The organism is Serratia sp. CY81684 (assembly GCF_052166595.1).
GTDB lineage: Bacteria > Pseudomonadota > Gammaproteobacteria > Enterobacterales > Enterobacteriaceae > Serratia > Serratia nematodiphila.
Map to the genome: position 1 here is coordinate 416,061 of NZ_JBJNOO010000004.1, position 20,685 is coordinate 436,745.

The 20,685-nt window shown below is 60.4% G+C and carries 20 protein-coding genes and 1 tRNA gene; 12 read left to right on the forward strand and 9 right to left on the reverse strand.

All coding sequences use genetic code 11. The annotated features are described in order from the left end of the window. Positions 1–256 precede the first annotated feature (256 nt). Entirely contained in the window at positions 257–877 is a 621-nt protein-coding gene (locus ACJ8QF_RS16925; protein WP_004937209.1) for a TIGR04211 family SH3 domain-containing protein, read from the forward strand. 122 nt (positions 878–999) lie between these two features. Further along, the gene (locus ACJ8QF_RS16930) at positions 1,000–2,244 is read left to right on the forward strand and encodes a multifunctional CCA addition/repair protein (RefSeq protein ID WP_004937206.1); all 1,245 of its coding nucleotides are present in this window, start codon (positions 1,000–1,002) and stop codon (positions 2,242–2,244) included. 39 nt (positions 2,245–2,283) lie between these two features. Here the strand turns inward: ACJ8QF_RS16930 and bacA are convergent, their stop codons facing one another. Together bacA and folB are read right to left on the reverse strand one after the other, a co-directional pair. Beyond that, complete coding sequence (gene bacA, locus ACJ8QF_RS16935) at positions 2,284–3,108, reverse strand: undecaprenyl-diphosphate phosphatase (RefSeq protein ID WP_004937204.1); 825 nt, start codon at positions 3,106–3,108, stop codon at positions 2,284–2,286. A gap of 133 nt (positions 3,109–3,241) precedes the next feature. Next, positions 3,242–3,601, reverse strand: coding sequence for a bifunctional dihydroneopterin aldolase/7,8-dihydroneopterin epimerase (folB, locus tag ACJ8QF_RS16940; protein ID WP_015379095.1), 360 nt, complete (start codon positions 3,599–3,601; stop codon positions 3,242–3,244). 107 nt (positions 3,602–3,708) lie between these two features. On the opposite strand from folB, the gene plsY reads away from it, so the two are divergent. Then, on the forward strand, positions 3,709–4,347 hold the full coding sequence (plsY, locus tag ACJ8QF_RS16945) for a glycerol-3-phosphate 1-O-acyltransferase PlsY (RefSeq protein ID WP_004937201.1): 639 nt from the start codon (positions 3,709–3,711) through the stop codon (positions 4,345–4,347). A gap of 30 nt (positions 4,348–4,377) precedes the next feature. On the opposite strand, the gene tsaD is transcribed toward plsY, so the two are convergent. Next, complete coding sequence (tsaD, locus tag ACJ8QF_RS16950; RefSeq protein ID WP_015379097.1) at positions 4,378–5,391, reverse strand: tRNA (adenosine(37)-N6)-threonylcarbamoyltransferase complex transferase subunit TsaD; 1,014 nt, start codon at positions 5,389–5,391, stop codon at positions 4,378–4,380. Between the two features lie 325 nt (positions 5,392–5,716). Here tsaD and rpsU point away from each other — a divergent pair, with 325 nt between their 5' ends. From rpsU to rpoD, 3 genes are all read left to right on the forward strand, one after another. After that, the gene (rpsU, locus tag ACJ8QF_RS16955; protein WP_001144069.1) at positions 5,717–5,932 is read left to right on the forward strand and encodes a 30S ribosomal protein S21; all 216 of its coding nucleotides are present in this window, start codon (positions 5,717–5,719) and stop codon (positions 5,930–5,932) included. 136 nt (positions 5,933–6,068) lie between these two features. After that, entirely contained in the window at positions 6,069–7,817 is a 1,749-nt protein-coding gene (gene dnaG, locus ACJ8QF_RS16960) for a DNA primase (RefSeq protein ID WP_442537706.1), read from the forward strand. A 157-nt stretch (positions 7,818–7,974) separates the two neighbouring features. Next, on the forward strand, positions 7,975–9,816 hold the full coding sequence (gene rpoD, locus ACJ8QF_RS16965) for an RNA polymerase sigma factor RpoD (RefSeq protein WP_004937194.1): 1,842 nt from the start codon (positions 7,975–7,977) through the stop codon (positions 9,814–9,816). A gap of 55 nt (positions 9,817–9,871) precedes the next feature. Here the strand turns inward: rpoD and ACJ8QF_RS16970 are convergent, their stop codons facing one another. Beyond that, complete coding sequence (locus tag ACJ8QF_RS16970; protein ID WP_442537707.1) at positions 9,872–10,324, reverse strand: nuclear transport factor 2 family protein; 453 nt, start codon at positions 10,322–10,324, stop codon at positions 9,872–9,874. Between the two features lie 15 nt (positions 10,325–10,339). After that, complete coding sequence (mug, locus tag ACJ8QF_RS16975) at positions 10,340–10,828, reverse strand: G/U mismatch-specific DNA glycosylase (protein ID WP_442537708.1); 489 nt, start codon at positions 10,826–10,828, stop codon at positions 10,340–10,342. 146 nt (positions 10,829–10,974) lie between these two features. Between mug and ACJ8QF_RS16980 the strand changes: the two genes are divergently transcribed. From ACJ8QF_RS16980 to ACJ8QF_RS16995, 4 genes are all read left to right on the forward strand, one after another. Beyond that, positions 10,975–11,050: transfer RNA gene (locus ACJ8QF_RS16980), tRNA-Ile, on the forward strand. A 122-nt stretch (positions 11,051–11,172) separates the two neighbouring features. After that, the gene (aac(6'), locus tag ACJ8QF_RS16985; RefSeq protein WP_442537709.1) at positions 11,173–11,613 is read left to right on the forward strand and encodes an aminoglycoside 6'-N-acetyltransferase; all 441 of its coding nucleotides are present in this window, start codon (positions 11,173–11,175) and stop codon (positions 11,611–11,613) included. Positions 11,614–11,906: 293 nt separating this feature from the next. Next, positions 11,907–12,548 (forward strand): YbhB/YbcL family Raf kinase inhibitor-like protein, encoded by a 642-nt coding sequence (locus ACJ8QF_RS16990; RefSeq protein ID WP_442537710.1) that lies wholly within the window; start codon positions 11,907–11,909, stop codon positions 12,546–12,548. A 148-nt stretch (positions 12,549–12,696) separates the two neighbouring features. Then, positions 12,697–13,446, forward strand: a complete 750-nt coding sequence (locus ACJ8QF_RS16995) for an AraC family transcriptional regulator (protein WP_346595660.1) — start codon at positions 12,697–12,699, stop codon at positions 13,444–13,446. A 13-nt stretch (positions 13,447–13,459) separates the two neighbouring features. Here the strand turns inward: ACJ8QF_RS16995 and ACJ8QF_RS17000 are convergent, their stop codons facing one another. Further along, positions 13,460–14,176 carry an HPP family protein gene (locus tag ACJ8QF_RS17000; protein WP_088381934.1) on the reverse strand — a complete coding sequence of 239 codons (717 nt, stop codon included), beginning with the start codon at positions 14,174–14,176 and terminating at the stop codon, positions 13,460–13,462. A 171-nt stretch (positions 14,177–14,347) separates the two neighbouring features. Between ACJ8QF_RS17000 and yfcF the strand changes: the two genes are divergently transcribed. After that, positions 14,348–14,983, forward strand: coding sequence for a glutathione transferase (yfcF, locus tag ACJ8QF_RS17005; protein ID WP_004937171.1), 636 nt, complete (start codon positions 14,348–14,350; stop codon positions 14,981–14,983). A gap of 74 nt (positions 14,984–15,057) precedes the next feature. On the opposite strand, the gene ACJ8QF_RS17010 is transcribed toward yfcF, so the two are convergent. From ACJ8QF_RS17010 to ACJ8QF_RS17020, 3 genes are read right to left on the reverse strand one after another with little or no spacing between them, the layout of a single operon-like run. Next, complete coding sequence (locus ACJ8QF_RS17010; protein ID WP_004937169.1) at positions 15,058–16,299, reverse strand: aromatic amino acid transport family protein; 1,242 nt, start codon at positions 16,297–16,299, stop codon at positions 15,058–15,060. 58 nt (positions 16,300–16,357) lie between these two features. Further along, positions 16,358–17,812 (reverse strand): NAD-dependent succinate-semialdehyde dehydrogenase, encoded by a 1,455-nt coding sequence (locus tag ACJ8QF_RS17015; protein WP_049189083.1) that lies wholly within the window; start codon positions 17,810–17,812, stop codon positions 16,358–16,360. 12 nt (positions 17,813–17,824) lie between these two features. Beyond that, entirely contained in the window at positions 17,825–19,090 is a 1,266-nt protein-coding gene (locus ACJ8QF_RS17020; protein ID WP_016930169.1) for a 4-aminobutyrate--2-oxoglutarate transaminase, read from the reverse strand. Between the two features lie 121 nt (positions 19,091–19,211). Between ACJ8QF_RS17020 and pdxR the strand changes: the two genes are divergently transcribed. Next, complete coding sequence (gene pdxR, locus ACJ8QF_RS17025) at positions 19,212–20,684, forward strand: MocR-like pyridoxine biosynthesis transcription factor PdxR (RefSeq protein WP_442537711.1); 1,473 nt, start codon at positions 19,212–19,214, stop codon at positions 20,682–20,684. Position 20,685 lies beyond the last annotated feature (1 nt).

A 20,685-nucleotide genomic window follows, 5' to 3' on the forward strand; every position in this document is an offset into this window, starting at 1 on the left:
ACGCATTCGCGTCGGTTTCAGCGCGGCGCGCTCGGCCCGCCGTATGCTGCCCACTGACGCACAGTTGCCGTTATCTTACCGCGATTCCCGGCGCCTTAACCCTGCTAACTGTAGAAAAAACCTGTTACGTTATAAAACGCTGCGCAACTCACAGAATCAGCCACAGTAAGATAGTTCTCATTCCGGTTTTGGCGTTGCGTCGTCAGACTGAACCCTCTACTATCGTTCCATAAATTCACCCAGAAACGATGAACTAATGCAGAAATTACGCCTGATTTTCCTTGCCGCGCTGAGCTTCAGCATCACTTGGGCCGCACATGCCGAAGATAAACGCTATATCTCCGATGAGTTAAGCACTTACGTCCATAGCGGCCCAGGTAATCAGTACCGTATTGTCGGCACTCTGAACGCCGGTGAAGAAGTGACCCTGCTGAGCGTCAACGACAGCACCAACTACGGCCAGATCCGCGATCCGAAAGGCCGCACCACCTGGATCCCGCTCGACCAACTCAGCCAGACGCCAAGCCTGCGCACCCGCGTGCCGGAGCTGGAACAGCAGGTGAAAACCCTGACCGACAAGCTCGCCAACATCGACAACACCTGGAACCAGCGCACGGCGGAAATGCAGGAAAAAGTCGCAGGCAGCGACAGCACCATCAGCAGCCTGCAGAAGGAAAACCAGGATCTGAAAAACCAGCTGGTGGTCGCGCAGAAGAAGGTCAACGCCGTTAACCTGCAGCTCGACGACAAGCAGCGCACCATTATCCTGCAGTGGTTCATGTACGGCGGCGGCGTCGCCGGCGTCGGTTTGCTGCTGGGCCTGCTGTTGCCGCACCTGATCCCGCGTCGCAAGAACAACAATCGCTGGATGAACTGATCTCAGTATCGTTCAGTTTGAGTTTGGGCGCCTGCGGGCGCCTTTTTCATTGGCACCGACATCCCGCGGCTAATTCATGTAATCTGATAGACAGAGCCTTACACGATATTCAGGAGTCAACAGTGCAGATTTATCTGGTCGGCGGCGCCGTTCGCGACAGCCTGCTCAACATTCCGGTGGTCGATCATGATTGGGTGGTGGTGGGCGCCACGCCGGCGGAGCTGCTGGCATTGGGCTACCAGCAGGTCGGCAAAGATTTTCCGGTGTTCCTCAATCCCGATACCCACGAGGAGTACGCGCTGGCGCGCACCGAGCGCAAATCCGGCCAGGGGTACACCGGTTTTACCTGCTATGCCGCGCCGGACGTCACGCTGGAAGAAGATCTGCTGCGGCGCGATCTGACCCTCAACGCCATCGCTCGTTCCGCCGAAGGGGAACTGATTGACCCCTACGGCGGCGTGGCCGATCTGCAGGCGCGCGTGCTGCGCCACGTTTCCGACGCGTTCGGCGAAGATCCGCTGCGCGTGCTGCGCGTGGCGCGATTCAATGCTCGCTTCGCCCATCTGGGTTTTCGCATCGCCGACGAAACGCTGGCCCTGATGCGCCGGATGGCGCACAGCGGTGAACTGGCCGCGCTGACCGCCGAACGCGTCTGGAAGGAAACCGAAAAGGCGCTGCAAAGCCAGAGCCCGCAGGTCTATTTTCAGGTGCTGCGCGACTGCGATGCGCTGGCGGTGCTGTTCCCGGAAATCGACGCGCTGTTCGGCGTGCCGGCCCCCGCCAAATGGCATCCGGAGATCGACACCGGCGTACATACGCTGATGGCGCTGGCGATGGCCGCCCGCCTCACTCCCGAGGTGGACGTACGCTTCGCCACCCTGTGTCATGACCTCGGCAAAGGATTGACGCCAAAAGAGTTCTGGCCGCATCACCACGGCCACGGCCCGGCGGGCGTGCGGCTGGTCGAAGCGCTATGCCAGCGGCTGCGGGTGCCCAATCCGGTGCGCGATCTGAGCAAGCTGGTGGCCGAGTACCATGATTTGATCCACACCGTGAACAAGCTGCGGCCGGAGACCCTGCTGAAGCTGTTCGACGCCATCGACGTCTGGCGCAAGCCCCAAAGGCTGGAGCAGATGATCCTGACCAGCGAAGCGGACGCGCGCGGCCGCACCGGCTTTGAGGAGAATCCTTATCCGCAGGGCGACTATCTGCGCCAGGCGTATCAGGTGGCGAACGCGGTATCTATTAAAGAGGTGGTGGCCAGCGGGCTGCAGGGCACCGCGATCCGCGATGAGCTCAAACGCCGCCGCCAACAGGCGCTGGCCGACTGGAAGCTCAACCAAACCATCCTCAACGATCAGGCATAAAAAAACCCCGCAGAGCGGGGTTTTTTCTTGCCATCGGGCTTACAGGAATACCATGTAAACCACCGCCGCCACGATAAAGCGGTAGATGGCGAACGGCACGAACGAGATGCGTTTGATCAGCGACAGGAAGGTCTTGATCGCAATCAGCGCCACCACGAAGGCAGTAACGAAACCGACGGCGAACATCGGCAGATCGCCCCAGGTCAGGAAGTGCAGGCTCTTGTACAGATCCAGACCGCTGGCGCCAATCATCATCGGCACCGCCAGGATGAAGGAGAACTCGGACGCCGCATAGCGGTTCACGCCCACCAGCATGCCGCCGGCGATAGTGGAACCCGAACGGGAGAAGCCCGGCCACAGCGCCAGACACTGGAAGCAGCCGATCATGAACGCCTGACGGTAAGTGATGTCATCCAACCCTTCCGCGCTAGGCTTCTTCGGCTTCAGCCATTCCGCCGCCAGCAGCAGCAGGCCGCCGACCACCAACGCGTACATCACGTTTTTCGGCGCAAACAGCGACTTGATGAAATCATGGAAGGCCAGCCCCAGCACCACCGCCGGGATCATCGCCAGCAGGATGTGCCCCAGCTTCAGTTGGCCGCTGGTTTTGCCCTCGTGCTCCACTGGCTTGCCGCCGAAATGGATGCCGATCAGGCCGAACAACCGGCGCCAGAACATCACCACCACGGCCAGGATAGACCCCAGTTGGATGATGACTTCAAAGGTTTTGGCTTTGTCGCCGGTAAAACCCAGCCACTCGCCAACGATAATCATATGCCCGGTGGAAGACACCGGCAGAAATTCGGTTAACCCTTCGACAACCCCAAGAACAAACGCAATAAACAGTGAATGCATGTCAGCCATGTGCTTCGCTCACCCCATAAAATAACGGCCATCACATAAAAAAGCGGCAGTGCTTAAAAGACAATGCCGCTAAAACAATTCTCAGGATTAAGACCAGATTAACGGTCTTTCGTTGCAAGCAGATGACATAAAATCATGCGGGACGAGTGCCGCGCTCAATGATCACGCCGACCCGATTGGCATGTGCTACAGCGCCCGGTTTGCTGACCTTAATACGGACCCACGGGGAATTGAAGCGCTGAAGCAAAATTTCGGATATTTCCTCCGCCACGCGCTCCACCAGCGCGAACCGGTTCGATTCAACATGCTGGATCACGGCGTCGCTGACATCGGCATAGCTCAGACAGTCATTTACATCGTCGCTGGCGGCGGCCGGCCGGTTATCCCAGCCCATTTCGATATCGAACACCAGCTTCTGACGAATGCCCTGTTCCCACTCATAAACGCCAATGGTGGTAATTACGGTAAGCTCTTCAATAAATACGATATCCATCACGTCATTCTCTGTTTTTGGCCTTGCCGGATACCACTTCCAGCGGAATGTGCGTATTATCCATAGATGTTGCGAGTAAAACGACCATTATTAAACGGAACCGCGTTATGAGTGCTACCGCGCTTGGCATGATTATCTTCGCGTATCTGTGCGGCTCGATTTCCAGCGCGATCCTGGTTTGCCGGATCGCCAGGCTGCCGGATCCGCGTGAACATGGCTCAGGAAACCCCGGGGCGACCAACGTCCTGCGCATCGGCGGCCGGCTGGCGGCGGCGGCGGTGCTGGTGTTCGATATTCTGAAAGGGATGCTGCCGGTCTGGCTGGCCTACAAACTCGATGTGCCGCCGCTGTATCTGGGCCTGACGGCGATCGCCGCCTGTCTGGGGCACATCTATCCGGTGTTCTTCCACTTCCGCGGCGGTAAAGGCGTGGCGACGGCGTTTGGCGCCATCGCGCCTATCGGCTGGGATCTGACCGGCCTGATGACCGGCACCTGGCTGTTGACGGTGCTGCTCAGCGGCTACTCTTCGCTCGGCGCCATCGTCAGCGCGTTGATCGCCCCGTTCTACGTCTGGTGGTTCAAACCGCAGTTCACCTTCCCGGTAGCGATGCTCTCCTGCCTGATCCTGATGCGGCATCACGACAATATTCAGCGCCTGTGGCGCGGCCAGGAAGGCAAGATCTGGGGCAAGTTCCGCAAGAAGAAAAACGACGCGGATAACGGCGACCAGCCGAGAGAGGAATAACAGAAGGGCCGGATAATCCGGCCCTTTGCTTTATACCGCAGGCAGTTCCGCCAGCGGCCAGCGCGGCCGCACGGAAACGCTCAGCGCCGGGTTGGCGCCGCTCTTCAGGCGCACCATGCCGGCATAGGCGATCATCGCGCCGTTGTCGGTGCAAAATTCCGGGCGGGCATAGAACACCTCCCCGCCGCGTTTCTGCATCATCTCCGCCAGTTTGGCGCGCAGCGTGCGGTTGGCGCTCACGCCGCCGGCCATCACCAGGCGTTTGAAGCCGGTCTGCTCCAGCGCGCGTTTGCATTTTATCGCCAGCGTATCCACCACCGCATCCTCGAAGGCGCGGGCGATGTCGGCACGCGTCTGATCGTCGTTGCCGTTGGAGCGAATGGTGTTGGCGGCAAAGGTTTTCAGCCCGGAGAAACTGAAGTCCAGCCCCGGACGATCGGTCATCGGCCGCGGGAAGGTGAAACGCCCCGCCGTGCCCTGCTGCGCCATCTTCGACAGCATCGGCCCGCCAGGATAATCCAGGCCGAGCAGCTTGGCGGTTTTGTCGAACGCTTCACCGGCCGCGTCGTCGATCGACTCGCCCAGCAACTCATACTCACCGATGCCGGTGACGCTGATAAGCTGGGTGTGGCCGCCGGAGACCAACAGCGCGACGAACGGAAACGCCGGCGGGTTGTCTTCCAGCATCGGCGCCAGCAGGTGGCCTTCCATATGGTGCACCGGCACTGCCGGCACGTTCCAGGCGAACGCCAGCGCGCGCCCCACGGTTGCGCCGACCAGCAGCGCCCCCACCAGGCCCGGCCCGGCGGTGTAAGCCACGCCGTCGATATCGGCCGGGGTCAGGTTGGCCTCTTTCAGCGCCGCCTGAATCAGCGGCACGGTTTTGCGCACGTGATCGCGGGAGGCCAGTTCCGGCACCACGCCGCCGTAGTCGGCGTGCAGCTTCACCTGGCTGTATAATTGGTTGGCCAACAAACCGGTTTGATCGTCATACACTGCAATTCCGGTTTCATCGCAGGACGTTTCTATACCCAGTACTCGCATTACATTTCCCATCATTCACGTGCGGCCGCCAGTCTACCACATTCCGCCGCATTTACCGCCGGCGCCGCGCATCTTGTCACCGGCTTGCGCCTATGTCGATGATTCATCCAGAAAATGCCTGAGCGATTAAACACGAGCATTTTTTTCTGATTAGTCTATAATCAGCGCCCGGTGCAAAATTGCGCACGTTGCGGCAGAGCGACGCGGGTTTCAATTTGCTGTGATGCTTTACAAAGCAGCATCCATTGGAGTAAAATTCCGCACCATTTTGAAAAGGCTGGCGCTTGGCCAGCAACAAACCGAATTTTATTGAGGTGAGAGGCACATGCCGGTAATTAAAGTACGTGAAAACGAGCCATTTGACGTTGCTCTGCGTCGTTTCAAACGCTCTTGCGAAAAAGCAGGTGTTTTAGCTGAAGTTCGTCGTCGTGAGTTTTATGAAAAACCAACTACCGAACGTAAACGCGCTAAAGCTTCTGCTGTGAAACGTCACGCGAAGAAACTGGCTCGCGAAAACGCACGCCGCACTCGTCTGTATTAATTCTTCGGGGGCAACCCCACCGCGTGAATTTCTGATTTTCAAAATCGCGCAGACCGAGTAGTTGCATACGAAGGCCGTGCTTTCCGAAAGGAATGCGCGGCTTGTTCTCGTTTATAGGCTAATGAAGTAAGGGCTTATGGCTGGACGAATTCCGCGCGTATTTATCAATGACTTGCTGGCTCGCACCGACATCGTCGATTTGATCGACGCCCGCGTGAAGCTCAAGAAGCAAGGCAAGAACTATCACGCGTGCTGTCCGTTCCACCACGAAAAGACGCCTTCCTTTACCGTTAATGGCGAAAAGCAGTTTTATCACTGTTTTGGGTGTGGTGCGCACGGCAACGCCGTCGACTTTTTGATGAATTACGACCGACTCGAGTTTGTCGAAACCATCGAAGAACTGGCGACCATGCACGGGCTGGAAGTGCCTTACGAAGCGGGCACCGGGCCAACCCAGATCGAACGCCATCAGCGCCAGAGCCTGTACCAACTGATGGAACAGCTCAGCGCGTTCTATCAACAGTCACTGCAGCAGTCCTCCGGGGCGCCGGCGCGCAACTATTTGCAGCAGCGCGGGTTAAGTGACGACGTTATTCGCCATTTCGCCATCGGCTTCGCGCCGGCGGGATGGGACAACGCCCTGAAGCGTTTCGGCCGCGACGCCGACTCGCGCCGCGCATTGAACGATGCCGGCATGCTGGTGACTAACGATCAGGGGCGTTCGTACGACCGTTTCCGCGAACGGGTGATGTTCCCCATCCGCGACAAGCGTGGGCGCGTGATCGCCTTCGGCGGCCGCGTATTGGGCGACGGTATGCCGAAGTACCTGAACTCGCCGGAAACCGAAGTTTTCCATAAGGGCCGTCAGCTGTACGGCCTGTATGAAGCACAGCAGAACCACCCTACCCTGCAGCGGCTGCTGGTGGTGGAAGGGTATATGGACGTGGTGGCGTTGGCGCAATTCGGCATCGACTATGCCGTCGCCTCGCTCGGCACCTCGACGACGGCGGAACACATTCAGCTGTTGTTCCGCGCCACCGACAACGTCGTCTGCTGTTACGACGGCGACCGCGCCGGCCGCGAAGCGGCCTGGCGGGCGCTGGAAACCGCGCTGCCGTACCTGAATGACGGGCGCCAGCTGCGGTTCATGTTTTTGCCCGACGGCGAAGATCCGGACACGCTGGTGCGCAAGGAAGGCAAAGAAGCCTTCGAACAGCGAATGGATCAGGCGCAGCCGCTGTCCACGTTCCTGTTCGAAAGCCTGCTGCCGCAGGTGGATCTGAGCAGCCCGGACGGGCGCGCCAAGCTGAGCACGCTGGCGCTGCCTCTGATTACTCAGGTGCCGGGCGAAACGTTGCGTTTGTACCTGCGCCAGGAGCTCGGCAACAAGCTGGGGCTGCTGGACGACAGCCAGCTCGACAAGCTGATGCCCAAGCAGGCTGAAAATGCGAATCCTTATCAGGCGCCCCAGCTAAAACGCACAACCATGCGTATACTGATAGGGTTACTGGTGCAAAATCCGCAGTTGGCTACACTTATCCCTTCGCTGGAAGGGTTGGAGCAGACCAAACAGGCGGGATTGCCGCTGTTCGTCGAACTGGTGCAGACCTGTTTGGCGCAGCCGGGCCTGACGACCGGGCAATTGCTGGAGCTGTATCGCGACAACAAATTCAGCCAGCAGCTTGAAACCTTGGCGACCTGGAACCATATGATCGTTGAGGACATGGTCGAGCAGACCTTTTTGGATACGTTGGCCAGCCTGTACGACTCGGTGCTCGAGCAACGGCTGGAAACGCTGATCGCCCAGGCCAGAACGCGCGGTCTGAGCGCGGAGGAACGTGAAGAAGTCCGTTCTCTCAACCAGGTTTTAGCGAAGAAAAACTGAATACCAAACGGCTTAAGTGCCGATAATTGCGAGGGCAGAGCCCTGCACAGTGCCGCCATAGTGGGCCGCGGCGATAACGAAAACGCCCCAAATGCTATTGTTGGCGGTTTCGCCGACCGACACCAACCTAAATACTCTGAAGTGTGGATACCGTCTTATGGAGCAAAACCCGCAGTCACAGCTGAAGCTACTTGTCACCCGTGGTAAGGAGCAAGGCTATCTGACCTATGCTGAGGTCAATGACCATCTGCCGGAAGATATCGTCGACTCCGATCAGATCGAAGACATCATCCAGATGATTAACGACATGGGCATCCAGGTGATGGAAGAAGCACCGGACGCCGATGACCTGCTGCTCGCCGAAAACTCGAACAGCACGGACGAAGATGCGGAAGAAGCCGCCGCACAGGTTCTGTCCAGCGTGGAATCCGAAATCGGCCGCACCACCGACCCGGTGCGCATGTACATGCGCGAAATGGGTACCGTCGAACTGCTGACGCGCGAAGGCGAAATCGACATCGCCAAGCGCATCGAAGACGGCATCAACCAGGTACAGTGCTCGGTTGCCGAATACCCGGAAGCCATCACCTACCTGCTTGAGCAGTACGATCGCGTCGAAGCGGGTGAAGCGCGCCTGTCCGATCTGATCACCGGCTTCGTCGATCCTAACGCGGAAGAGGACATCGCCCCAACCGCCACTCACATCGGTTCTGAACTGTCGAGCGAAGAGCAAGACGACGACGAAGAAGATGAAGACGACGAAGACGACGACACCGAAGACGATAACAGCATCGATCCTGAGCTGGCGCGTCAGAAGTTCGCCGAACTGCGCGATCAGTATGAAGCGACCCGTCTGGTGATCAAGAAAAACGGCCGCAGCCATGCCAGCGCCGCGGACGAGATCCTGAAGCTGTCTGAAGTGTTCAAGCAGTTCCGCCTGGTGCCGAAACAGTTCGACTTCCTGGTCAACAGCATGCGCACCATGATGGACCGCGTTCGCACCCAGGAACGCATCATCATGAAGCTGTGCGTTGAACAGTGCAAAATGCCGAAGAAAAACTTCGTCACCCTGTTCGCCGGCAACGAAACCAGCGATTCCTGGTTCGAAGCCGCACTGGCGATGGCCAAGCCATGGTCGGAAAAGCTGAAAGACGTTGCTGAAGACGTGCAGCGCAGCCTGCAGAAACTGCGTCAGATCGAAGAAGAAACCGGCCTGACCATCGAGCAGGTCAAAGACATCAACCGTCGCATGTCGATCGGTGAAGCGAAAGCTCGCCGCGCGAAGAAAGAGATGGTTGAGGCCAACCTGCGTCTGGTTATTTCCATCGCCAAGAAATACACCAACCGCGGCCTGCAGTTCCTGGATCTGATCCAGGAAGGCAACATCGGCCTGATGAAAGCGGTAGACAAGTTCGAATACCGCCGCGGCTACAAGTTCTCGACGTACGCCACCTGGTGGATCCGTCAGGCTATCACCCGCTCCATCGCCGACCAGGCGCGCACCATCCGTATCCCGGTGCATATGATTGAGACCATCAACAAGCTCAACCGTATTTCGCGCCAGATGTTGCAGGAGATGGGCCGCGAGCCGACGCCGGAAGAGCTGGCCGAGCGCATGCTGATGCCGGAAGACAAGATCCGCAAGGTGCTGAAGATCGCCAAAGAGCCAATCTCGATGGAAACGCCGATCGGCGACGACGAAGATTCGCATCTGGGCGACTTCATCGAGGATACCACCCTCGAGCTGCCGCTGGATTCCGCGACCTCGGAAAGCCTGCGTTCAGCTACCCACGACGTGCTGGCCGGCCTGACCGCGCGCGAAGCGAAAGTGCTGCGCATGCGTTTCGGCATCGACATGAACACCGACCACACGCTGGAAGAGGTTGGCAAGCAGTTTGACGTTACCCGTGAGCGTATTCGTCAGATCGAAGCCAAGGCGCTGCGCAAGTTGCGTCACCCAAGCCGCTCCGAAGTGCTGCGCAGTTTCCTGGACGACTAAGTCCGGCGGTGGCACTCAAAACAAAAACCCCGGCCTGCCGGGGTTTTTTTATGCCTCAGAACATGCCGTTGCCGCTGGCGGTCTTCTCCGGCACCGGCTGCGTCACGTCCCAGTGCTCGACGATTTTTCCGGCGCTGTCGAGACGGAAGATATCGACGATCGCCGCCGTCTTGCCGGCCTCGCGTCCGCTGACCTCCACATGCAGGATCACGTAGTCGCCGTCGACGAACGCCTGTTTAATCTCGCTGTGCGAGTTGGGGTAACGCGTTTTCAGCAGCTCGACAAATTGACGAAATCCCTCCACGCCGTCTTTGGCGTTGGGGTTATGCTGTTTGTACTGTTCGCCCAAAAACGGCCGCGCCGCCGCAAAATCCTTGTTGTTCAGCCCTTGCCGATAAAACTCCAGCACGTTCTGCTTGTTACGCGCTTCCTGCGGCGAATGCCCCGCCTGTGCGGCGCCGGTCACCAACAGCAACGCCATCAAACAGCCTTTCATCATCGATGTCATCACACTCCCCTTATCTCATTGCAGCGCCAGGAACAGCTCGCGATAGCTGGCGGTCAGTTGCTCCAGCGTGGCGCGGTTCAATCCGCTGGGGTTGGGCAATACCCACACCTCGGTTTCCCCCAGCATAAGCGTCTGCTTGCCCCAGGGCGCGTTTTTCACCCCAAAGGCGGTGGTGAACGCCTGCTTGCCCAGAATCGCCAGCGCACGCGGCTGATAGCGCAGGATCTTCTCTTGCAGCGCCTCACCGCCGCTGCGCAACTCGTCGCGCGACAGCTCGCTGGCCGCCACCGTCGGGCGCGCCACCAGCGCGGTAATGCCGCAGCCGTTGTCCTTCAGCTGCTGCCACTGCTCCGGCGCCAGCTGGCTCGCGGTAAAGCCGGCCTGATGGATCACCTTCCAGAAGCGGTTGCTGCCGTTGGCGAAAGGATAGCCCTGATGGGCGGAAGAAAGGCCGGGGTTGATGCCGCAAAACACCACCCGCAGGTTGGGTGCCAGAAGTTCCATGAGTATCGTGAGTCCATTGCAGGGATTTACTGCGGTTATCGCAAAATCCGCCAGCAATTACAACAGGCTAGAACTGCGCAGAAAATCAACATACGGGCGGGTAACAGTAGACCGCCGCTTAAGGATTCCCTATAATCTCGCGGCTTGGCCCCTTAGCTCAGTGGTTAGAGCAGGCGACTCATAATCGCTTGGTCGTTGGTTCAAACCCAACAGGGGCCACCAAATTTTTGCTGTTTTCACAGCCTTACAAGCCATCCTGTTTGGGGTGGCTTTTTTGTTTCCCGCCGCCGTGCCACACTTCTCTTTCGGCATGCCTGATTTATTCCGACTCAAAAGGACCCCGCATGATCGTCAACTGCGACCACGACAACCTCGACGCCTGGCTGGCGCTGCGCTCGGCGCTGTGGCCCACCTGCCCGCTGGAAGAACACCGCGCGGAGATGCGCGAAATATTGGCTTCGCCGCACCACACCGCGTTTATGGCGCGGGGGCTGGATGGCGTTTTTATCGCCTTTACCGAGGTCGCGCTGCGCCACGATTACGTCAACGGCTGCGAATCGTCGCCGGTGGCGTTTCTGGAAGGGATTTATACCGTCGAACGCGCCCGTCGCCAGGGCTGGGCCGCGCGCTTGATCGCGCAGGTGCAGGAGTGGGCGAAGCAACAGGGGTGCAGCGAGCTGGCGTCGGATACCGACATCGCCAATCTGGACTCCCAGCGCCTGCATGCGGCGCTGGGCTTTGCAGAAACGGAACGGGTGGTGTTTTACCGAAAAACGCTTGGTTGATCAGGCACCTTGTGTTGCCGCTGATGCACCAACTGCTCGGCGCGCAGCAGCCTCTTCCCCACCAATATTAACCAAACCCCATCCCCATCCCCATCCAGCGTTTGCCGTGGCACTCTCACCGGCACAGCAACCGAATCGGTCGCCCATCAACATAAGGCTATCAAATACAATCACAATGAGCGTCATTGGTTCTATTTTGATTGGATTTGTCGCCTTACTTTATTTTGAAAAACTTATAATGGGGACATCACATACCCGCAGATACCGCTCAATAGAACAGGAGATTGGCATTTATGAAACTGACCAGCCAAAGCTTTAAAGAAGGAGAGTTCATTCCCGGTGAGTTCGCCTTCGCTATCCCCGATGCCGCCAACCATGTCGCTTTATCGGGAAATCGCAACCCCCATCTGGCCTGGAGTGAAGTGCCTGCAGGCACGCAGTCTTTCGTGATCGTCTGCCATGATCCCGACGTGCCAAGCCGTGGTGATGATGTGAATCAAGAGCGTCGGGTTGTGCCCGCGTCGTTGCCGCGCGTTGATTTCTTTCACTGGCTGCTGCTGGATATTCCGGCCAGTACCGTGGAAATTGCGGCGGGCTCTCAATCGGACGGCGTAACGCCGCGTGGCAAAGCCGGGCCAAACTCCCCTTCGGCCTATCGCCACGGCACCAATGACTATACCGGTTGGTTTGCCGCCGACGAGCAGATGAAGGGGGAATACTACGGTTACGATGGCCCATGCCCACCGTGGAACGATACGTTAGTTCATCATTATATTTTCACGGTTTATGCGCTTGCTACCCCCGGTTTGGATGTGCAGGGGCCTTTGACAGGGGCTAATGTGAATGCCGCCCTGGCGGAAGCGCCTGTGTTAGCCCAGACAAGCCTGACAGGGCTCTACAGCCTGAACCCTAACGTAGCGCCGAGGGTGCAATAACCGCATGAAGGAGTCGAATATGAGCCGGAACAGTTCCTCCAGGCCAATGAAAACCAGACGCGAGCCAGATGCGAAGCGTTTGCCCTGGTATTCTCCTTCGGGGGCTCCGGTGTCAAGGCGCCGGCTATGCGGGGTGTGTCAGCCGACATTGAAACGCCAGCTGCATACGCCGCAATTCGTCTTCCATGAAGCGACGGTCTTGTTGATCGTGGCCGGCCAGCTCGATATTACAACGGCCTCACACCACTTCTCTCTGGAGAACCCCGGCGAACTGGTCTTGATCGCCCCCAATACCCGTGCAGATTTGGTCAAAACACCGGTCGACATCGTTCGGCCTTTTCGCTCGATATTCCTGACGCTGTCGGCAGAATTGCTGGATACCTTTCACCGAAACCGGCAAGCTTCGGCCCCCATTCGCTATACAGACTACGCGTGTAACACGCTGCCTCTGAACGAAGATTTGTCGGCGACGTTTTATCACGTGATTGAAAGCGTGGAAAAACAGGAAATCAGCGATATTCGCCTGCAATATCGCCTTCTGGACTTTTTGACCGCGCTGGCCGAACGGGGGCATGTTTTTACGCATTTGCCATTGGATAGCCCATCACAGCGCCTGCGCACTTTGATTTTTGAGGCTCCGGAACAAAACTGGACGGCAGAAACAGCGGGAAAAACGTTAGCGATGAGCCCGGCAACGTTGCGGCGGCGTCTTGCCGCCGAACAGACACGCTTCGAAGATTTGCTGATAGACGTCCGTATGCATCACGCCATGATGTTGGTGCAAACCACCCGATGGGATATGACTCGCATTGCAGAAGCCTGCGGCTACAAATCCAGATCGCGTTTTAGCGAACGCTTTCAAAAGCGTTTTGGTTACGCGCCTTCCGCCATCCGGTAAAACGCTGGGCTGATCAGGCGGTCTTGCTTTGCCGCTGATGCGCCAGCTGCTCGGCGCGCAGCAGGATCTCCTGCAGATCGTCCTCATCGATATCGAACAGATCCCCCTCCATCAGCGCCTCGTGCAGATCGGCGCGGGTGATGGAAACGGCATCGATCGGCAGATTGGCCGGCTTGGCCTCCGCCGGCGCCAGCGCGTGCGGGTAGCGCCGTCCGGCCAGGTTATTGAACAAAATGGCCAGCGCCGCCAGCAGCACCGAGTTCAGCAGCACCGGGTACAACACGAAGTGGTAGCCCATCTGATGAATGCCGGGGCCGCCGAGGATGGCGGTCAGCGCCACCGCGCCGCCGGGTGGGTGCAGGCAGCGCAGCTTGAACATCAGGCCGATGGCCACCGCCGCCGCAGCGCCGCAGGCCAGGCCCGGATCGGGGATCAGCAGACCGGCGCTGACGCCCACCGTCGCCGCCAGTGCATTGCCGCCGACGATCGACCAGGGCTGCGCCAGCGGGCTGTTCGGCACGCCGAACAGCAGCACCGCCGAAGCGCCCATCGGCGCGATAAACCACAGGTTCACCTCGCCCAAAATAAAGTGGCTGATCCAGCCGGCGAGCATCAGCCCCAAACCGGCGCCAACGCTGGAAATCAGCATCTCTCGTTTGCCCACCGCCAGCGGGTGCGGCCACAGGCGCGCGCATCCCACTTTCACTCGTTCTATCCACTGCGTCTTCATGTTACCCAATACGGCTCAATTCACGTGTTGGCAACAAATATATCACATCATCCTGAAGGAGCTCACGGCGCCGTAAACCGCACCGCCCAAGAACTTTTAGGCTAACAGATTGATTTTTAGCCTCCCCTCGACAATGATGAATGTTCCCCCCTTAACCCCGAGGAACCGCCGATGTCTCAACCGATCACCGAGCTTTATACCGACAGTGAATTTTTCAGCCCGTACGCCATGTCCGCCTTTGTCGTGCTGACGGAAAAAGGCATTCCGTTCACCGTGAAGCCGGTGGATCTGGCGAAAGAAGAGAACAAAGAAGCGGCCTACGCGGCGCTGTCGCTCACCCGCCGGGTGCCGACGCTGGCGATCGGCGAGTTCCAGCTCTCGGAGTCTTCGGCGATCGCCGAATACCTGGAAGACATCCATCCGGCCCACGCCGTGTACCCGCGCGACGTGAAGCTGCGCGCCAAGGCGCGCGAGATCCAGGCCTGGTTGCGCAGCGATCTGCTGCCGATCCGCGCCGAGCGCTCGACCGAAGTGGTGTTCAACAACGGCAAGTTCCCGCCGCTGTCCGAAGCCGCGCAGGAAGCCGCGCGCAAGCTGATCGCCGCCGTGGAAAAGCTGTTGAGCCACGGGCAGGACAATCTGTTCAGGGAGTGGTGCATCGCCGACACCGATCTGGCGCTGATGCTCAACCGGCTGGTAATGCACGGCGATCCGGTGCCGGAGCGCGTGCGCCACTATGCGCACAAGCAGTGGCAGCGCCCGTCGGTGCAGGCCTGGCTGGCGTTGTCGGAAAAACGGCGCGCCTGAGGAAAAAAATCGGCGGCCACGACGCCGCCGTTCTCAATGCCGAGAAACAACATCACTGCTTGAGGGAAGGCAAATCACCATCCAGAGGGCAGATAGCCTAACAATGAAGCGATGGCGTACACCGCGCTGGCCAGGTACAGCAACACAATGCTGATCTGCAGCAGCGGGTGCGTGATCCAGTTGCACTGCCAGCGTGGGGTTTGGTCGCCGTGTTTGCGCGCGCCGCGCAGGATCAACATCGGCATGATCGACAGGATCACCCCGCTGAACACCCCGGCGAAGTAGAGCGCGTTGACGAACGACACCAGCCCGCTGTAGGCCAGCGCGAACGGCGGCACCACCACCAGCAGCAGCACGCCGAAGCGGCGCAGCGGCAGCTCGTCGTTGCCCAGCCGGAACTTGTCGAAAATATTGGTCAGGAAGCTGCCGCCCAACCCCCAGTACGAGGTCAGCATCGCGCACAGCGCGAAGATGTTGGCGGAGAAGAACGCCCACTGCCCCAGCGCCTGGCCCCAGGAAATGGTGGCCACATCGGAGATGTCATCCAGCCCGCTGAGCGCGATCACCGACATCGGCACCGCCGCCAGCAAAATGAAGGTCACGACCATGCCGACGATGATCGCCTTCGGCAGTTGCTCGGGCTTGTCGGCAAAGCCGCGCGCCATCTCCGGCACGATGTACTGCGCCGAGAAGCAGAACACCACCACGTTGAATACCGGCACCATATAGCGCCAGTCGCCGTCCAGCAGGTTGCGCATCTGGGTGGTGTCTTTCAGCAGCGTCGCCGCCACCAGCGCGGTCAACATCACCACCATGCCGATGCTGATGAACTTCTCGCCGCGGCCGATCGCTTTCAAACCGAGATACAGCACGCCGGCGGCGGGCACGAAGAACAGCAGGCTGCCCAGCGCCGGCGAGATGCCGAACAGCGATTGCAGCAGCTTGCCGCTGCCGGTCATGTAGGCGGTAAGCGCCCCGACGCTGTTGACGCATACCGAAGCGAACATCAGCCAGGCGCCCAGGCCGCCGACGTAGCGCTTCGCCAGCCCGCTCAGCTGCAGATGCGCGCGGGTGCGCAGCGTGGATTCGGCGACGTACAGCATAGTGATGGTGGTCAGGCTCCCCACCAGCACCAGCCAGAACAGCAGCGGCAAAAAACCGGCCTTGCTGGAGGCATAGGCGATGGAGAGCACCCCGGCGCCGATGTTGGTGCCGACGATCATCGCCACCCCTTCGAGGAAACTTAACGATTTGGCGGGTGCAGGTGCTCGCACCCCGGCGGCAAGCGCCGGAGAAACAGAGATATTATCAGACATGCATCATCCTTTATCGCCCGGCGACGCTGGCCGCCGGGATGGGTTAACGTCCTGACGCTCAACAGCTCACATCGATACACAGGTATTTCAGCTCCAGATATTCTTCTATCCCGTAGCGCGATCCTTCACGCCCGAGCCCTGACTGTTTCACGCCGCCGAACGGCGCCACTTCGTTGGAAATCAGCCCGGTGTTGATGCCGACCATGCCGTACTCCAGCGCTTCCGGCACTCGCCACTGGCGCGCAGCGTTCTGCGTGAACAGATAGGCGGCCAGACCGAATTCGGTGTCGTTGGCCATGGCGATGGCTTCCGCCTCGTCATGGAAACGGAACAGCGGCGCCACCGGCCCGAAGGTCTCTTCTTTGGCGAAGCGCATCTTCTGCGTCACGCCGGTTACCACCGTCGGCTGGAAGAAGGTGCCGCCCAGCGCGTGCGGCTGGCCGCCGGTGGCGATCTGCGCCCCTTTGATCAGTGCGTCGTCGATGTGGCTCTGCACCTTCGCCACCGCATCGCTGTCGATCAGCGGCCCCTGAGTGGTGCCTTCCTGGCTGCCGTCGCCGACTTTCAACTGCTCGACCGCCGCCACCAGCTTCTCCGCCAGCCGCTCGTAGATGCCGTCCTGCACGTAGATTCGGTTGGCGCACACGCAGGTCTGGCCGCTGTTGCGGAACTTGGAAGCCATGATGCCCGCCACCGCCGCGTCCAGATTGGCGTCGTCGAACACGATAACCGGCGCATTGCCGCCCAGCTCCAGCGACAGTTTCTTGATGCTCGGCGCGCACTGCGCCATCAGGATGCGGCCGACCTCGGTCGAGCCGGTAAAGCTCAGCTTGCGCACCACCGGGCTGTCGCACAACACCTTGCCCACCTGCGCCGCTTCCCCAGTCACCACCTGCAACACGCCGGCGGGAATGCCGGCGTCCTGCGCCAGCTTGGCCAGCGCCAACGCGGTCAACGGCGTTTGCTCGGCCGGTTTGACGATGATGGCGCAGCCCGCCGCCAGCGCCGGCGCCACCTTGCGGGTGATCATCGCCGCCGGGAAGTTCCACGGGGTGATGGCCGCGCACACGCCGATCGGCTGCTTCACCACCACCAGGCGCTGCGAAGCCTGCGGCGCCTGCAATACCGCGCCGTCCACCCGCTTAGCCTCTTCGGCGAACCAGGTGATGAACGACGCGGCGTAGGTCACTTCGCCGCGCGCTTCCGCCAGCGATTTGCCCTGCTCGGCGGTCATCAGCTGCGCCAGATCTTCCTGCGCGGCCAGCACCTTATCAGCCCAGGCCAACAGCAGCGCGGAACGCTGCTTGGCGGTCAGCTGTTTCCAGTCGTTTTGCGCCCGCTGCGCCGCCGCGATCGCCTGTTGGGTTTCCTCTTCGCTGACCAGCGGAATGCTGGCCAGTTCGGCGCCGGTGGCCGGGTTGATCACCGCTTCGCGCTTGCCGCTCAGGGCGTCGCACCATTCGCCGTTGATCAGACACTGGCTGCGCAACAGCTCGGGATTGTTCAATTTCATGCCGATCGCTCCTTAGTGGGCCAGCGCGCGGGACAGAATACCCATCGCCTTGGTGAACTGATCGTCCGGGATGGTCAGCGGATACAGGAAGCGGATCACATTGCCGTTCACGCCGCAGCTCAGCAGCAGCAGCCCTTCCTCCATCGCCTTCTGCTGCACCTGACGGGTGATCTCCGCCGAAGGCTTGCCGGTAGCCGGATCGTTGAACTCCACCGCCACCATCGACCCCTGCGCGCGCACATCGGCGATCGCCGGGCTGGTTTTGCGCGCCTGCTGGAGCACTTCCACCAGGTGCTGACCCAAGCGCTGAGCGCGCTGGCACAGTTGCTCCTCTTCAATCACGTCCAGCACCGCGTGCGCGGCGGCCACCGCCAGCGGATTACCGGCGTAGGTGCCGCCCAGCCCGCCCGGCGCCGGCGCGTCCATCACCTCGGCGCGGCCCGCCACCGCCGACAGCGGCATGCCGCCCGCCAGGCTTTTCGCCATGGTGATCAAATCGGGCTTAACGCTGTAGTGTTCCATGGCGAACAGCTTGCCGGTGCGGGCGAAGCCGGTCTGCACTTCGTCGGCGATCAGCAGAATGCCGTGCTGGTCGCACAGCGCGCGCAGCGCCTGCATGAAATCGGCCGGCGCCACGTTGAAGCCGCCCTCGCCCTGCACCGGCTCCAGCACGATCGCCGCCACCTGCTTGGGATCGATATCCGCTTTAAACAGGCGGTCCAGGCTGTTCATCGCGTCTTCGGTGGTCACGCCGTACAGCGCGTTCGGGTACTGGCCGTGGAACACCGAGCCGGGGAATGGGCCAAAGCCCAGTTTGTAAGGCGCCACTTTGCCGGTTAGCGCCATGGTCATATAGGTGCGGCCGTGGAAACCGCCGCCGAAGGTGATCAACCCCGGGCGGCCGGTGTAAGCGCGGGCGATCTTCACCGCGTTTTCCACCGCTTCCGCGCCGGTGGTGAAGAAGGCGGTTTTACACGGACCGGCGATCGGCGCGCGCTGGTTGATGCGCTCCGCCAGCGAGACATAGCTTTCGTAAGGAACGATCTGATAGGCAGTGTGGGTGAAGGCCTGCAGCTGCTTTTCAATCGCGGCGATCACCTTCGGGTGACGGTGGCCGGTGTTCAGCACGGCAATCCCCGAGGCGAAGTCGATCACTTCTTTGCCTTCCACATCCCACAGCGTGGCGTTCTCTGCGCGCTCGGCGTAAAAACCACACATCACGCCCACTCCGCGCGGGGTGGCGTCCTGACGGCGTTGGTTCAATTCTGCGTTTTTCATGCTGTTCTCTCCGGTCGGTGCCAGTTACACGTTTCGTTCACATTCGTGAAACAATGCCGTTTATTTACACAGGATGTGGCCCTATAATCGAGTGCCAGTTACGAATAATTGAGGGATCCAATTGCGCTCATTGAGTGGTGATCTGTTGCTGCAACGCCTCGGCGAACAGCCTGATGACAAGCTGCACAAGCGGCTTTACAACGCGATCCGCACCAGCATTCTCGACGGCAGTCTGCCGCCCTCCAGCCGCCTGCCCGCCTCGCGCGACCTAGCGCAGGAGCTCAGCCTGTCACGCAACACCGTGTTAACCGTTTATGAACAACTGTTGGCGGAAGGCTACGTGTCGGCGCGCGCCGGCAGCGGCACCTTCGTCGCCGACACGGTGCCGGACAGCTGCCTGTCCACCGGCGGCGCCCCGGCGGACGGCAGCGGGCAACCGCGGCGCGTCGAACTGTCGGAGCGCGGCGCCACGCTGCTGCACCACGCCAGCGCCAGCCCCAAACAGTGGGGGGCATTCATTCCCGGCGTGCCCGACGTCAACGCCTTTCCTCATCAGCTGTTCAGCAAGATCCAGGCGCGCCTCAGCCGCCGCCCGGCGCCGCAGCGGCTGACCTACAGCAATCAGGGCGGCAGCCCGGAACTACAGCATGCGTTGGTGGAGTATTTGCGGGTGGCGCGCTCGGTACGCTGCTCGCCGGAACAGATCCTGATCACCGAGGGCATCCATCAGGCGATCGATCTGGTGACGCGCATGTTGTGCAATCCGGGGGATGACGCCTGGATCGAAGAGCCGGGCTATTGGGGGATCCGCAATATCCTGCGCATCAATGCGCTGAACATCTGCCCGCTGGCGGTGGACGAAGCCGGGCTGGTGCCGCCGGAGCAGCCGGTCAACCCACCGCGGCTGATCTTCGTCACCCCGTCGCACCAGTATCCGCTCGGCTCGGTGATGAGCCTGGCGCGCCGCCAACGGCTGCTGGCGCTGGCGCGCAACGCCGGCGGTTGGATCGTCGAGGACGACTACGACAGCGAATTCCGTTTTTCCGGCCAGCCGATCCCGGCGTTGCAAGGGCTGGAAGCCGACGCGCCGGTGATCTATATCGGCACCTTCAGCAAAACGCTCTACCCGGCGCTGCGCCTCGGCTATGTGGTGTTGCCGCCGCCGCTGGTGCAGGCGCTGAAAACCGCCCACGCCGAGCTGTATCGCGGCGGGCACCTGCTGATCCAGAGCGCGCTGGCGGAGTTTATTCATGCGGGGCACTACACCGCGCATATCCGCCGCATGCGGTTGCTGTATGCCCGGCGGCGCGCCTTCCTGACCGGGTTGATCGAACAACATCTCGGCAAGCAGGCGCTCAGCGAATTCAACAGCAACGCCGGCTTGCACCTGATCCTCAACCTGCCGGACGAGGCCGACGACGTGGCGATCGCCGCCGCCGCCGGCGCGCGCGGGGTGCTGGTGCGGCCGCTGTCGCGCTACTATATGCAGCCCAACCGCCGGCGCGGCCTGCTGATGGGCTTTGCCTGCGTGCCGGAAGAGCAAATGGCCGCCGCCTTCACCCAGCTGCTGGCGTGCATCAACGCCCCGCACTAGG